We start from the raw sequence: 14,385 nt of genomic DNA on the forward strand, positions 1-14,385 counted from the left end.
CCTTTAATTTTAAAAATCAAATCCACCATCACTGCCAGTATTGCCCTTTGACATCGAGTTGTAGCAGCTATTTACGTACTCTTTTCTTGTCTCGCAGTCAAAAAATACTTCGCAGCTAAAGCAGCTTTTTTGCCCTTTTTGGCTTTGGCACTCTTGCATGATTTTAACCTTTTGCTTTAGGGCTAGCTCAAATGCGTCAAGTGGCTCGTTTGTTTGTGCTTCTTGCATTATTTTTGCTCGTAAAATTTATGTAAAAGTGAAATTTCATCACGTGAGCCAAAAAAGCATGGCGTTGTTTGGTGAATTTTTTCTATTTTTATATCAAAAAGTGTTTGATTTTCGCCGTTTGAGGTTGCGCCCTTTGCGTTTTCATATATAAATGCAAATGGCAACACCTCAAAGACGACCCTTAGCTTGCCATTTGGATGATCGCTCGTTGCTGGGTAGCTAAAAAGACCGCCACCTTTTAGTAAAATTTGATGCAAGTCGCTCACCATCGCGCCTGAATATCTTAGTCTGTAGCCCTCGTTAAATAGCTCGTTTATGAAATTTCTATGCGTTTGGCTCCAACCTTTTTGCGTAGCTCCCGTGGCGTTTAGCTTGCCTTTTTCTTTTAGCTCAAGCTCTTTTACAAATTTAAACTCGCCATCTTTGCCAAGCCTATAAAATTTAGGCAAAGCGCCCTTTTTCTCAGCAATTACTAGCTCAAGCCTTGGACCATAGATGCTGTAAGCTGCGGCTATTAAATTTTCTGGTTTTACTTCGTTTTCATAGATACCAAAGATCGAGCCAACGGCGAAATTTACATCAACTAGGCTTGATCCATCGAGTGGATCATAGGCGATGATAAATTTAGCATTTTTGTTTATCTCAAGCTCGTCCTCTTTCTCTTCGCTAATTAGCGCTTTTACGCAGGCAAGCTCCTTAAATTTAGCTGTGATGATCTCGTCGCTTTTGACATCAAGCTTTAGCTGTGTGTCGCCAGTCGCATTTTCGTGAGTTGTGTAGCCAAGATCGGCGTATTTTATCACTTCGCTTATCTCTTTTGCGATCTCTTTTATGGTGTTAAAAATTTGATTTAATTCTTGCATTATACAGCCTTTGCATTTTTGATTATCCACGCACAAATGGCGTCTATATCGTCTAAATTTATATTTTTTATCTCGTAAGGAATTTGTTTTTTGTATGTTGCGATCGCATCTGAAAAGCTAAGATATTTTTCATCTATTTCATCTTTAAAAACACTTAATCTTGGCAGCGGAAGCGTCTTTAACCCCTCGACTAAGAGCATATCAAACTCGCCCAGCATTTTAATGACATCGCTAATTTCTTGTGGATTTTGTGAGAAATAAGTTGTTCTAGTCGGACTCATCACCACCACATCTGCTCCAGTTTGAGAAAATTTAAAGCTATCCTTGCCTTCAACATCAAATTTGGCCTTGTCGCCCGGGTCGTGTTTTACTATCGCGACTTTCAAACCATCATCTATAAATTTTTTTGCTACCTTTAAAATAAGAGTCGTTTTCCCGCTATTTGAAGGGCCAGAAAAAGCAATAGCAAGTCTTTTCATAAGAACCTTTTTTTGTTAAAATTTCTCGCGATTATAACTTATGTTGGCTTTAAAATTTATGAGTGAAATTTAAAAATTAAAATGCTAAAATGGCAGAAATTTTAGAAATTCAAGAGTTTTTATGAGCAAATTTTTATCGTTTTTTGTATTTATTTTGATGATATTTGGCTGTGCTGGTGAAAAAGTAATTGTACATGAGCCGTTAAAAAATGAGCTTCTAGCTTACACGAGCAAAAGTGAGATTATTGACGGTACTGATAGAACGCTAATTGTAGCAACTTATCTAAATCCTATTTATAACTCAGATTTAGATGCAAGCAAAGAGCACTTTTTGGTGGCTATAAACCCAAAAGAGCACGCTAGCGAGCTAAATAATATCAAGGTAAATAATGACTCAAATGCCACAAATGCAAGACTACTTGATGAAAATGACGAGATGCTAAAATTTGCTGGATTTTCTATGCCTTGGGCGGTTTATTACGAAGTGACCGCACCAAGCAAGCAAAGCGATGATCTAGCACTTAGTTTCGAAATTTATCAGTCAAAGCCGGTTTTGTTAAATTTTCGAAAAGTTGCGAAATCTTTATATTGGAACCAGTAAGCGCCATATAGATCACGTAGTTTGCAAGCACCTTTTTGCCGTAGTTTCTAGTCTCAGCCACAGGGACAAGCTCGATCGATAAAAACGGCTCAAATTTTCCCTCTTTAAACATATCATCTCTTGTGATAAGCTTTTTAGTAAAGCCGATACCGCCGTTGTACGCGTATGCGGTAAAGAGCGGATGATAGAGAAATTTATCAAGATAGTTTAGGTGATGGTTTGCAAATTTAAATGCAATATCTGTTTTAAAAAGATCGTCTTCATCAAAATTTGGGATTTTTAGCTCTTTTTTGCCGATCGCATTTGCGAGAAATGGCATAAACTGCATCATTCCAAGGGCGTATGAAGTAGAAACCACGCTTGGGATAAAGAGACTCTCTTGTCTAGCTAGGGCATAGATCATCGATTTTCTTTCGTTGCTGATACCCTCAAGCTCAGGAGAGCTTGGCATCAAGAAGTATTGCTTCTCCCAGCCATGCGCCTTTTGCATGAAAAATGCATAGGCACCGATACTTTCGTTTGTATAAAATTTCTTCGCAAATTCGCTTGCTTGCGTGGCATTCATATCCTTTGCAAGGGCTGCAGTTTTGTTCCATAAAAACGGATCGCTTACGTCAAAATTTTCGATATTTTGCTTACTAGGCCTTGGTACGATGACCTCAAGTGGTTCACCACCGATCAAATCTCTTGCGTAAAGTGAGTATATATTCGCGTCCTTGCTGACACTTAGCTCTTTTAAAAAGCTTTCGTTTTTGCTTATCTGGTACTGCCAAAAGGTCGCATTATCTCTTTGCCACGCCCTTTCAAATGTGCTCTTGGCTCTTGCAAAAAGGCTAAAAGCGATATCGTCTTGTCCTAGTAAAATGGCATTTAATCCAAGCGTAAAAGCATCATTTTTCTCAGTGATGGCTGGATCGATGCTTAGCAAATTTCTCCTAAAGCCTTCATATTTTTTATTAAAAACAATATCGTTTAATAAATTTGTAAAGCCCTTTTGTGAGTAGAGCTTGGTCATGAAATTTGTATCAAAACTTTCGCTAAAAAGTGTACTTTTATTTTGCGGGCTAGAGGCGTTAAATAGCTCTAGAAAGCTCTTTGTATCGTTTAGTTTTACAAATGCCTGGGCTGGATTTGTCTCATTTAGTGCGAGTAAAATTTTTGATTTTTCTGGATTTGTCTTTGCAAGATTAGCTGCTAAAATTTCACGAGTGTGATTATCAAGCTTTAAGCTAAAAGCAATAGATGTTAGAAAATTTTGGCAGATTAGATTTGCCTGGGTGATATTTTTTGCATTTACACCAGGACATTTGCTAGGAGCCGCTTTTGGAGGTAAAATTTTATCGATTGATTTTTGAACAAGGCCTGCTTTTCTAAACACATCACGCGAAAGATCTGCGATCTGCTCTTTTGTGTAACTGCCCTCGTTGATAAGGCGGTTGATGTAGTAGTCTTTTGCTAGGCTTTTTGGCTCATTTTTTAGCTCTTCGTAGGTATAAATTTTGGCCAAAAGAGCAACGCAGGCAAGAGAGAGAATACTAAAGTGACGCAGCAAAACCAAACAAAAGCCTTATTAAAAATTGATCTAAAAATTGAAGTGCTAAAAGTACGATAAGCGGAGTAAAGTCGATGCCGCTAAAATTTGTTTTTATGTAGCGCCTAATAAAGCTATAAACCGGCTCAGTTAGCCTATAAAGTAGCTGCACGACCGGCGAGCTAGGATCAGGTCTGACCCAGCTAATCAGAGCTGCTGCGATGATGACCCAAGTATAGACCGTGATAATAAGGTGCAAAATGTTTGCGATCGCTGAAAATAGGGTGGAAAGTATCATTTTTGCTCCTAGATTAAAATTTTAGCTAGATCATCTTTTATAAGAGGATAGAGCTCGCTTAGCTCAGGGCCGTGAAGATCGTTTGTAAGAAGCGTACGTAGCGGCATGAAAAAGTTTTTACCTTTTAAATTTGTAACGCTCATAAGCTCTTTTTTAAACTCATCAAATGTTTTGCAAGCTTTTAAATTACGAGCTGCTTTTTTGATGATCTCAAATTCGTTTTTGTACTCATCTGGAGCTATTTTTGGTGAGTATATAGCTTCTACTTTTGCTTTTATCTCGGGCACTAATGAGCTTTCCTGAGTGTAAAATTTAACTAACTCAGCCAAATTTTCATCTACGCCAAAAATTTCTTTTATACGCTCTTTTGAAGCAAGCTTGATGTGCTCTCTATTTATCTGCTCGAGTTTTTTCACGTCAAATCTAGCTGGCGAGCGTGAAATTTTGGTTATATCAAACCACTTCACCGCCTCTTCGATGGTAAAAATTTCAGTCGGAGTTTTGTTACCAAGAAGTATCAAATAGTTTGCGATCGCCTCAGGTAAAAATCCCTGCTCAAAGAGCCATTTTACGCTTGATTCGTTCTCGCGCTTGCTCATTTTTTTACCATCTATATTTAAAAGGATAGGCAAATGCGCGTAGTTCATCTTGCCAGTGTAGCCAAGGCCTTCTCGTATGAGATCTTGCTTTGGTGTATTGCTCACGTGATCCTCGCCACGTATGACAAAGGTCACGCCTTCAAGCATATCATCAACTGCGCAGGCGAAGTTGTAAGTTGGAGTCTTGTCTGCTCTCATGATGACAAAGCTATCAACTGCGTCTGGCTCGAAGCTCAGCTCGCCTTTGATCGCATCTGTAAAGCTCATCGTGCGTGTTGGCTTTTTCATACGGATGACAAATGGCTTCTCGCAGTTTAAAACTTCAGCATCGCTTAATCTCTCGCAGGTACCGTCGTATCTATATGCCACGCCTTGTTCTTTTGCTTTTTGTTTTTTTGCCTCGAGTTCTTCTTCGGTGCAAAAGCAAGCAAAGGCCTTTTTATCGATAAGAAGCTTTGAAGCTAACTGCCTGTGGAATTTTAAATTTTCACTTTGGATGTAAATTTGCTCTGGCTTTATACCAAATTTGCTTAAAATTTCTAAGATATCTTTCTCTTTTCCCTCGATATTTCGCTCTTTATCGGTATCTTCTATGCGTAAAATAAAGCCACTTTTATCTTGTAAAGAACAAATATAATTAAAAATAGCGGCACGTAAATTTCCTATGTGCATATCTCCTGTTGGAGAGGGTGCAAAACGATACATAAGCTCATTCCTTACGTTAAATTTTGAGTTTGGATTATAACACCAGCTTGATAAATTTAAAGTTATGTAATTTGATTTTTTTAGCCGAAGCAAAGCATTTCTTGAATAAAATCCGAACAAAAAATTAACATTTTTAGGAGAAACAATGAGTTTTATAAGCGAATTTAAAGAATTTGCGATGCGTGGAAATGTCATAGATATGGCTGTAGGTGTTGTTATAGGTGGCGCGTTTGGAAAGATCGTTTCATCACTAGTTGGTGATGTTATAATGCCAGTTGTTGGTGTTTTAACTGGAGGTGTAAATTTTACTGATCTTAAACTTACATTAAAAGAAGCAGTAGATGGTGTACCTGCTGTTACGATAAATTATGGCTCATTTATACAAACAATGGTTGATTTTTTAATAATCGCATTTTGTATTTTCTGCGTTATCAAAGCTTTAAATACACTTAAAAATAAATTACCAAAAGAGGAGCCAGCTCCAGCAGAGCCTGAAACTCCAGCCGACATAGTACTTCTAACTGAGATTAGAGATCTACTTAAAAAATAATTTCATACAATTCGAAGGGAAAATTCCCTTTGAAAATCTATTAAAATTTATCTTATTTTTATATGCTAAAATATTTTTTATTTCAAAAAGGCGAGTGAAAATATGATAGAGAAAATCCCATTTTTTCAAGGCTTAAACGAAGAAGATTTAGCCAAACTTGAAGCCATAAGTGTCGTAAAAAAGTATAAAAAGGGTGAATTTTTATTTATAGAAGGTGAGGAGCCAAAATGGTTAATATTTTTAATAAGTGGCTCTGTTAAGCTTTATAAAACTACGGCAAATGGCAAGGAAATTTTTATCCATCAGCTTGCACCTATGAATTTTGTAGCTGAAGTCGTAAATTTTGAAAATATCCCTTATCCAGCAAGTGCCATTTTTACCATATCTGGCGAGGTGTTAAAGATAAATTATGAAAAATTCGCGGCTGAATTTTTAATAAAACCAGAAATTTGTATGAAATTTTTAAAATCAATGTCCGAAAAGATAAGAATCACAACAAATCTACTTCATCAAGAGTTAATTTTAAGCTCAGAAGAAAAAGTGGCTAAGTTTATTTTAGATCATGAAGATTTATTTAACGAGCTAAAACACACAAAAATTTCATCAATACTTAATATGACTCCAGAAACTTTTTCGAGAATTTTAAATAAATTTAAAACAAATGGTTTAGTTAAACTTGATGAAAAGAACCAAATTTTGGAAAAAGATGTGGGTGGACTGCAAGAAATTTATTCTTATTGAAAGTTAATATCAAATAAATATTTTCATTTACTTAAAGAAAAAATTTATATATTTTTGGATAGTATTCGTCTAAAATTTTCGTAAAAATTTACGATATATTGATAAATTCAGGAGGAAATTTTGGCTGAAGTTAAGAAGAAATTTTTTGTTTGGTCATCTGTGATAATAGGCATCGTAATCGGCCTTATCGCTTCTATGGGTATAGCTGATGTACTTCATGCGACTGGTAGTGGATTTGTCTGTACAATGTGTCACACGATGGATCCTATGATGCTGCAATATCACGAGGATAAACACGGCGGTAATAACAAGCTTGGCATAAAAGCTGAATGTTCAGCCTGTCACCTAAACCATACAAGTGCCTATACCTATGTACTTACAAAACTTAAAGTATCGATAAATGATGGCTATAAGACATTTTTTACAGATACAGACAAGATCGACTGGCATAAAAAACGCGAGCATGCATCTCACTTTGTCTATGATAGTGGATGTTTAACCTGCCACTCAAATTTAAAAAATGTTATTCAAGCTGGTAAATCATTCTTGCCACATAGAGATTATTTCGTTCTTGGAAATCCTAATAAGAAATCATGTGTTGACTGCCACGAGCATGTTGGTCACAAGAATTTAGGACTACAAATGGATAAATTTGAAGCAATTAAAAAACAAGAAAACAATAAAACCAAGTAAGGAGGAGAGATGTTTAAAAAGTCGCTAATGTTATTAGCCTGTCTAATGTCTTTTGGCTTTGCCGCAAACATGGATGCAAATAAATCTGACGCTTTAAACCTTAATGTTGTAAAAAACATTAAAGTTGCTCACAAAATGTCAGACTTATCAAAAAGCTGTGTTGAGTGCCACGCTAAAGAGACACCCGGCATAGTTGCCGATTGGAAAAATAGTCGCCACGCTCACGTTGGCGTAAGTTGTATGGATTGTCACTCTGTAAATGCAGATAATCCTATGGCTTCAGTTAATGTGCATCCAAAAGATTCTAACAACCATGTTTCAATGCTAGTTAGCCCAAAAACTTGTGCTAAGTGCCACGAGAATGAAGTTGAAGAATTTACTAAGAGTGGTCACGCAAGAGGTGCTATGCAAATGTATGCTAACCCTGTGATAGTAAAACTAATGTATCACTATGAAGGTATGGATCATCCAGAATACAAAATGGCTCCAGACGCTACTGGTTGTTCTCAGTGCCACGGAACCGTCATCAAACTAGACGCTGATCACAAACCTACAAAAGAGACTTGGCCAAACTACGGTATAGGTAATGTTTATCCTGATGGTGGCGTAGGCGGATGTAAATCATGCCACAGCGCACACACATTTAGCATAGCTGAAGCTAGAAAACCAGCTGCTTGTGCATCTTGCCACCTTGGACCTGATCACCCAGATATTGAGATCTTTAACAACTCAATGCACGGACATATCTATAATAGCGAAGCTCACAAATGGAATTTTGATGCTGCTCCTGATACATGGGATGTACCAGACTTTAGAGCTCCAACTTGTGCAGCTTGCCACATGAGTGGTGTTGGTGAAACAACAACAACTCACAATGTTTCAAGAAGACTAAAATGGAACCTATGGGGCGTCAGCAGTAAGCTAAGAACAGCTGGTGATGAACAAGCTGCTGTTGTTTACGAAAAAACTGGCAAACTAAACGTAGGAACACCTCTAGCAGGTCATCCAAATGGACCAGAAGCAGCAAGAGCTGAGATGAAGCTAGTTTGTAAAGCTTGCCATACATCAACTCATACAGATAACTTCTTCATTATGGGTGATAAACAAGTAGAGCTTTATAACGTTTACAATGCTGAAGCAACTAAGATGCTTGAAGAGTTGAAAGCTAAAAACTTACTACTTGCAGATGCTTGGGAAGATGAATTCCAAGATATCTACTATCATATGTGGCACCATGAAGGCCGTCGTATGAGACAAGGCGCTCTAATGGGTGGCCCTGACTATTCACACTGGCATGGTGTATTCGAAGTTAAGAACGACATTAGAAAACTTCGCAAAATCTATAAAGAAAGAATTGAGTCTGGCAAAGTCCAGTAATTCTTTTTAAGGTGGGAGTTTTCCCACCTTTTTATTTTTAAATTCTAAAATTTTATCTTTTAGTTATTATCCTAAAGCAAATACCTTTTAACAATTATTTTTGTAAATTTAAATTATAAAATCATACGGCTTAGCACTACAAATTGTTCTAAATAATTAATAAAATCTATAATGTAAATTTAAAAATATAAAATATAATCTTTGTTTTCAAGGAGATATTTTGGGACTTTTTCGGATCATTATTGGGGCATTTATCTTTAGTGCTCTTACAAATTTATACTCATATAAACGTTTTATAAAAAAGGTATCTTTTTTTACTCCACATCTTAAAAAAATTCGCATATTCTTCTACATTATTAGTGTGCTTGAGTTTGTATTTGTTCTTCAACTAAGATTTTCTTTTTTAAATATAGAGCTATATTTGATAGCAGGAACTCTCATTGGTTTTTCACTATTTTTGTTTGGTGTTAGTTTATTTTATGATGTTGTTAGATGCATTTGTTCAAAAGCTCATTTTAATCCCACAAGACGAAAATTTATTAAATTTTGCTTTGATATAACATTTGTTGTTTTTATAGTTGCTTGCTTTTTAAAAGGAATTTTTAACGCACTTACTCCGCCAAAAATTAGACAAATTAGTATAAAAATAAAAAATTTACAAAGTGATCTAAAAATAGCCATGATAACCGACGTGCATATTGGCGAGTTTTTGCAAAAGGATTTTGTGGCTGAGCTTGTAAAAGAGATAAATTTAGCTAGACCAGACCTAGTGGTGATAGTTGGCGACTTGGTTGATATGAGAGCTGAGCTTATAGGCGATTTTTTGGATCCATTAAAAAACCTGAAAAGTACCTATGGCACCTTTTATGTCCCTGGCAATCACGAATACTACCACGGAGTTGATGGGATATTAGAAAAAATTCGCGCTCTAGGCATTAGGGTGCTTGGCAATAAAAATGAAAAAATAGCTGGCATAAATTTAGCAGGGGTCTATGATCTAGCTGGCATAAGGTTTAAAAATTTAGAGCCAAATTTAGACGAAGCACTAGCTGGACGCGACCCAAATTTGCCGACCATCCTACTCTCTCATCAGCCAAAATTTATAAAAACTATGCAAAAAGATGTCGATCTAGTCCTTTGCGGTCACACGCATGCTGGGCAAATTTTTCCTTTTAGTATTCTAGTTTTGCTGGATCAGGGTTTTTTACATGGGCTTTATAAGATTAATGATAAAATGCAAGCTTATGTTAGTAGTGGCGCAGGATTTTGGGGGCCTCCAGTTAGGATCTTTGCCCCAAGTGAGATCGCTATTTTAAATTTAAGCAAGGACTAAAATGAACAAGGACAATCTCTTTTCTCAAATTTTTGGCAAGGTTGCTAAATTAAACTTTTTCAAGCCGCTTCAAGAGCTTATCAACTCCTTTTATGTAAAGCTATTTAAGATCGATATGAGCGAGTTTAAGCCAGCAAGTGATTATAAAAATTTAAACGAACTTTTCACTAGAAAGCTCATAAAGCCAAGAGAATTTGACGCAGCAGATGAGATATTTATAAGTCCTGTTGATGGTACCTGCCTTAGTTTTGGCACCACGAAAGAGCTAGAAGCTTTTAGTATAAAAGGCATGAGCTATGGGCTAAAGGAGCTTTTGGGGCAGGGCGAGCTTGAGGGCGAATATGACTTTGCAAATATCTATCTTAGCCCAAAAGATTATCATCATTATCATGCGCCTTGCGATATTGCCATTAAAAAAGCCATATATATTCCGGGTAAACTTTACAGCGTGGCTGCAAAATGGCTTGCAAAAGTAGACAGCCTTTATACAAAGAACGAACGCGTAGCACTATCTTGTGAGATGAAAAATGGTAAAAAACTTTGGCTTGTTTTTGTAGGTGCGCTAAATGTCGGAAAGATGAAATTTTGTTTTGATGAGCGCATACAGACAAATGCGATGGCAAATTTTACACAAATTTACGAGTATGAAAATTTACATATCAAAAAGGGCGAGTGCCTCGGAAATTTCGAGCTTGGCTCAACTATTGTGATACTTAGCGAAAAAGATGTAATCGAATACAATCTCTTTGAAAATAAAGAGCTTAAATTTGCTGAGACCATTGGACTGATAAAATAAATACGCTAGGCATATAAGTAAAATTTTCATATCTTACTTGGCCGGTATCCTATTTGCTCAGATTTTGGTGGTTTTTTCATATATCCATATATAATATGAGCTTAAAATAGTATTAGGTATGAAAGCTTGTAAAATATAATGAGTGCATTATTTTATCTATCGAAATCTTTCTTGCTTTAATTGTGTTCTTCATTGAGCCATCAACCTCTGCAACTAAGCTATTATCTTTACTTATAAAACCCATATTGATATCACAGAGCTGATAGCATTTACATCATTGCTTGTATAGAGAAGCTTATGTATCAATAAAAATTATTAATAAGACATAAGATAACTTAGTATATTTTTCAAAAGAATTTTTATCAACTATAATAAGGAAGTTTTAATTCACCTTATACAGCCAAAGGATTAAATATTTTTTGACTATTTAGCCCAAAAGAGGGCTAAATTTAAACATTAAACCTAAAGTGCATTACATCGCCATCTTGTACGATGTATTCTTTGCCCTCAAGTCTCATTTTACCAGCCTCTTTGGCTCCGTTTTCACCGCCATGTGCGATGTAGTCCTCGTAGCCTATCACTTCAGCCCTGATGAAGCCCCTCTCAAAGTCATTGTGGATGACGCTTGCTGCTTTTGGTGCTTTCCAGCCTTTTGTGATCGTCCAAGCCCTTACTTCAACGACGCCAGCGGTGAAATAACTTATCAAATTTAGCTTTGCAAAAGACGTTCTTATGATCTTTTCAAGACCGCTTTCGCTCGTGCCAAGAGAGGCTAAAAATTCGTGTGCCTCTTCGTCGCTTAGGCCTATTAGCTCCTCTTCTACTTTGGCGCAAAGCTTGATAACCTCGTGATCTGAGGCTTTTGCGTACTCTTTTAGCGCTTTTACAAATTTATTATCTTCACTAAGCCCTTCTTCATCGACATTCGCACCATAAACTACCTCTTTTGCACTTAAAAGTCTTAGCTCTTTGTTAAGTGCCAAAAATGCCTCGCTATCTCTTTGCTCAAAGCTACTTGCACTTTTGCCTTCATTTAGGTGAGCAAGGAGTAAATTTGCTATCTCAAGCGCTTCTTTTGCGCCTTTTGCGTTTGCTTTAGCCTCTCTTGTGAGCTTTTCTATCTTTTTGTTTAGCTGCTCGATGTCAGCTAGTATCAGCTCAGTTTGGATGATCTCGATGTCTCTTACTGGATCGACGCTGCCCTCGACATGGGTGATGTTTTCATCCTCAAAGCAGCGAACTATGTGTAAAATAAGCTCGGTCTCCCTAATGTTTGATAAAAATTTATTGCCAAGTCCCTCACCAGAGCTCGCCCCTTTTACAAGGCCAGCGATATCTACGAATTCGATGGTTGAATATTGAATTTTATTAGGATTAACTATCTTTGCAAGCTCATTTAGGCGTTTATCAGGTACTGGTACGATGGCTTTATTTGGCTCGATAGTGCAAAACGGATAGTTTGCACTCTCGGCATTTTGCGCCTTTGTAAGTGCATTAAATGTCGTTGATTTGCCCACATTTGGTAGGCCTACGATTCCAACTGAAAGTCCCATCAATTCTCCTTGCTAAGTGCTTGTAAAAAGTATAAATTCATCCTAACGCCAGCTCCACTCGCACCTGCTTGGTTATATCCCCAAGCCTTTTCGCGGTACGCTGGACCTGCGATATCAAGGTGTAGCCACTTATCTTTATACTCATCTTTGATAAATTTGGCCAAAAACATGCCAGCTGTGATCGCGCCGCCATATCTGCTTGAGGCGCAGTTGCTAACGTCTGCGATCTGGCTTTTAATAAGTTCGCTAAGATAAGGGTTAAAATCAAGCGTAGTCGCTAGTTCGCCGCTATCTTCTATATTGTTTTTAAACTCGCTTTTTAGGCTCTCGCTGTTGCCCATGATGCCTGTTGTGTACTCGCCAAGCCCCACGACGCAAGCGCCAGTTAGGGTTGCCATGTCGATTAGGATGTCTGGCTTAAAGTCTTGTGCGTAGCTTAGGCAATCAGCCAAGACCAAACGTCCCTCTGCATCGGTGTTTCTTACCTCTATGCTAACGCCACTTCTTGAAATAAGCACGTCATCAGGCTTGTAGGCGTTGCCTCCGATCATATTTTCAGTGGCGCCCAAAATGGCGTGAATTTCAAATGGTAAATTTAGCTCTGCTGCGCCTTTTATGATGCCAAGTGCTGCTGCTGCGCCGCTTTTGTCTGATTTCATAGTAAGCATATAATCAGCCGGTTTCAAGCTAAGGCCACCGCTATCGTATGTTAGGCCTTTGCCGACAAAGATGATGCGTTTTTTAGATTTTTTAGGCTTGTATGTTAGATGGATGAGCCTTGGTTTATGCACACTTGCGCGATTTACCGCCAAAAATGCGTTCATATTCTCTTTTGCTAGAAATTTCTCGTCATAGACCTCGCACTTTATGCTTGTGATGCTTTTGGCTAAATTTTGCGCATCCTCGGCCATCTTTTGTGGTGTATAAATTTCTGGGATTTCATTTACGATATCTTTTGCAAAATTTGTAGCATTTGCTACTATCTCTGCCTCTTTAAAGCCCTCATTTGCAGCTTTTAGATCGACCTTTTTGCCAGCAAATTCTTCAGTAGAAAAGATGACCTCTTTAAGGGTGTATTTCTCTTTTTTCTCTTTATATTTGTTAAATTCATAGCTTCCAAGCAAAAAACCCTCAGCTAGCGCTTCAAAGCTTAGTTTTTGGCACTCCGCTACGTAAGAAGCTAGCTTTATACTCTTGATGTTTAGCGATTTTAGCGCGTTATAAGCTTTAGCGGCTGCAACTCTAAGCTCGTCAAGATCAAGCTTAGAAAGTGGCACGTAAGCTCTTTTTGCCTCGCTTAGGATGAGGACGCTATCGCCTTTGTAATTGTTAAATTTAATAGCCTCTTTATCGCCTATAAATTTATGTTTTAAGTCCTTATCTACTACGAAAATTAGTTCAATATCAGCTTTTATATCTTTTAATTTTTTATCAACTATTTGAAACTGCATGTCTTCTGTCTCTCCTTTCGTTTAAAATTTTATTTTCGATGCGCTTAAATGTGTAGATCAAAAGCCCCATAAATATGGCAACCACTGGGATAGCGACATACCAGTGCTCTTTTGCTTTTTGAAGTAGCACTAATATATGCTCGCCAAGTATCCAAGCAGGTATGGTGGTGATCGCCGCCCAGCACCAAGCGCTGATCAAATTTATAAAGGCATATTTTTTGGCGTCATAGCCGGTAAGTCCTATGCAAAGCGGTATGATGACACGAAAGCCATACATATAGCGTTGCAAAAAGATGATCGGCCAGCCGTATTTTTTCAGCATTATGTGCGCCACTGCAAATTTTCTCCGCTGCGTGTGAAGCCTTTTTGCGATGTATTTTTTATTGTAACGGCCAAGGTAGAAGTAAATTTGATCTCCCACAAAGCCTCCAAGTCCAGCAACAAAGATAGCAAGAGCGATATGCATGTGCGTGGTGTGAGCGAGAATTCCAGCCATTATTAAGGCCATCTCGCCCTCCATGATACACCAGACAAAAAGTATGATGTAGCCGTACTCTTTAAGCAGTTCTATAAAAAACTCTTCCATT

16 protein-coding genes are annotated in these 14,385 nt (G+C 37.5%); 7 read left to right on the top strand and 9 right to left on the bottom strand.

Features of this window, described 5'->3' with window-relative positions; translation table 11 throughout:
• Positions 1–9: 9 nt before the first annotated feature.
• From B9N66_RS02695 to mobB, 3 genes are read right to left on the bottom strand one after another with little or no spacing between them, the layout of a single operon-like run.
• On the bottom strand, positions 10–228 hold the full coding sequence (locus B9N66_RS02695; protein ID WP_087579784.1) for a hypothetical protein: 219 nt from the start codon (positions 226–228) through the stop codon (positions 10–12).
• Entirely contained in the window at positions 228–1,091 is an 864-nt protein-coding gene (locus B9N66_RS02700; protein WP_257639754.1) for a class 1 fructose-bisphosphatase, read from the bottom strand. The genes B9N66_RS02695 and B9N66_RS02700 overlap by 1 nt, the downstream gene beginning before the upstream one ends.
• Positions 1,091–1,570: a molybdopterin-guanine dinucleotide biosynthesis protein B gene (gene mobB, locus B9N66_RS02705; RefSeq protein WP_084040860.1), complete on the bottom strand. Its 480-nt coding sequence runs from the start codon at positions 1,568–1,570 to the stop codon at positions 1,091–1,093. The genes B9N66_RS02700 and mobB overlap by 1 nt, the downstream gene beginning before the upstream one ends.
• Positions 1,571–1,691: 121 nt before the next feature.
• On the opposite strand from mobB, the gene B9N66_RS02710 reads away from it, so the two are divergent.
• Positions 1,692–2,171, top strand: a complete 480-nt coding sequence (locus tag B9N66_RS02710) for a hypothetical protein (protein ID WP_087579786.1) — start codon at positions 1,692–1,694, stop codon at positions 2,169–2,171.
• Here B9N66_RS02710 and B9N66_RS02715 read toward each other — a convergent pair.
• The 3 genes from B9N66_RS02715 to gltX are packed head-to-tail and all read right to left on the bottom strand — an operon-like array spanning position 2,092 to position 5,304.
• Positions 2,092–3,729: a lytic transglycosylase domain-containing protein gene (locus tag B9N66_RS02715; RefSeq protein WP_087579787.1), complete on the bottom strand. Its 1,638-nt coding sequence runs from the start codon at positions 3,727–3,729 to the stop codon at positions 2,092–2,094. The genes B9N66_RS02710 and B9N66_RS02715 overlap by 80 nt on opposite strands.
• Positions 3,707–4,000: a YggT family protein gene (locus B9N66_RS02720; RefSeq protein ID WP_021090481.1), complete on the bottom strand. Its 294-nt coding sequence runs from the start codon at positions 3,998–4,000 to the stop codon at positions 3,707–3,709. The genes B9N66_RS02715 and B9N66_RS02720 overlap by 23 nt, the downstream gene beginning before the upstream one ends.
• Positions 4,001–4,008: 8 nt before the next feature.
• Complete coding sequence (gltX, locus tag B9N66_RS02725; RefSeq protein ID WP_087579788.1) at positions 4,009–5,304, bottom strand: glutamate--tRNA ligase; 1,296 nt, start codon at positions 5,302–5,304, stop codon at positions 4,009–4,011.
• A 145-nt stretch (positions 5,305–5,449) separates the two neighbouring features.
• Between gltX and mscL the strand changes: the two genes are divergently transcribed.
• From mscL to B9N66_RS02755, 6 genes are all read left to right on the top strand, one after another.
• Positions 5,450–5,854, top strand: a complete 405-nt coding sequence (gene mscL / locus B9N66_RS02730) for a large-conductance mechanosensitive channel protein MscL (protein ID WP_087579789.1) — start codon at positions 5,450–5,452, stop codon at positions 5,852–5,854.
• Positions 5,855–5,956: 102 nt separating this feature from the next.
• Positions 5,957–6,595: a Crp/Fnr family transcriptional regulator gene (locus B9N66_RS02735; protein ID WP_087579790.1), complete on the top strand. Its 639-nt coding sequence runs from the start codon at positions 5,957–5,959 to the stop codon at positions 6,593–6,595.
• Positions 6,596–6,715: 120 nt separating this feature from the next.
• Positions 6,716–7,288: a cytochrome c3 family protein gene (locus tag B9N66_RS02740; RefSeq protein WP_087579791.1), complete on the top strand. Its 573-nt coding sequence runs from the start codon at positions 6,716–6,718 to the stop codon at positions 7,286–7,288.
• 9 nt (positions 7,289–7,297) lie between these two features.
• The gene (locus B9N66_RS02745) at positions 7,298–8,665 is read left to right on the top strand and encodes a multiheme c-type cytochrome (RefSeq protein WP_087579792.1); all 1,368 of its coding nucleotides are present in this window, start codon (positions 7,298–7,300) and stop codon (positions 8,663–8,665) included.
• Positions 8,666–8,885: 220 nt separating this feature from the next.
• Positions 8,886–9,998, top strand: coding sequence for a metallophosphoesterase (locus B9N66_RS02750; RefSeq protein WP_087579793.1), 1,113 nt, complete (start codon positions 8,886–8,888; stop codon positions 9,996–9,998).
• 1 nt (position 9,999) lies between these two features.
• Complete coding sequence (locus B9N66_RS02755; RefSeq protein ID WP_087579794.1) at positions 10,000–10,794, top strand: phosphatidylserine decarboxylase; 795 nt, start codon at positions 10,000–10,002, stop codon at positions 10,792–10,794.
• Between the two features lie 449 nt (positions 10,795–11,243).
• On the opposite strand, the gene ychF is transcribed toward B9N66_RS02755, so the two are convergent.
• From ychF to B9N66_RS02770, 3 genes are read right to left on the bottom strand one after another with little or no spacing between them, the layout of a single operon-like run.
• Positions 11,244–12,347 carry a redox-regulated ATPase YchF gene (ychF, locus tag B9N66_RS02760; RefSeq protein WP_087579795.1) on the bottom strand — a complete coding sequence of 368 codons (1,104 nt, stop codon included), beginning with the start codon at positions 12,345–12,347 and terminating at the stop codon, positions 11,244–11,246.
• Complete coding sequence (locus B9N66_RS02765) at positions 12,347–13,798, bottom strand: leucyl aminopeptidase (RefSeq protein ID WP_087579796.1); 1,452 nt, start codon at positions 13,796–13,798, stop codon at positions 12,347–12,349. Before B9N66_RS02765 ends, ychF begins: the two co-directional genes overlap by 1 nt.
• Positions 13,779–14,384, bottom strand: a complete 606-nt coding sequence (locus tag B9N66_RS02770) for a DedA family protein (RefSeq protein WP_021083652.1) — start codon at positions 14,382–14,384, stop codon at positions 13,779–13,781. Before B9N66_RS02770 ends, B9N66_RS02765 begins: the two co-directional genes overlap by 20 nt.
• Position 14,385 lies beyond the last annotated feature (1 nt).

It is taken from the genome of Campylobacter concisus, from assembly GCF_002165775.1.
GTDB lineage: Bacteria > Campylobacterota > Campylobacteria > Campylobacterales > Campylobacteraceae > Campylobacter_A > Campylobacter_A concisus_E.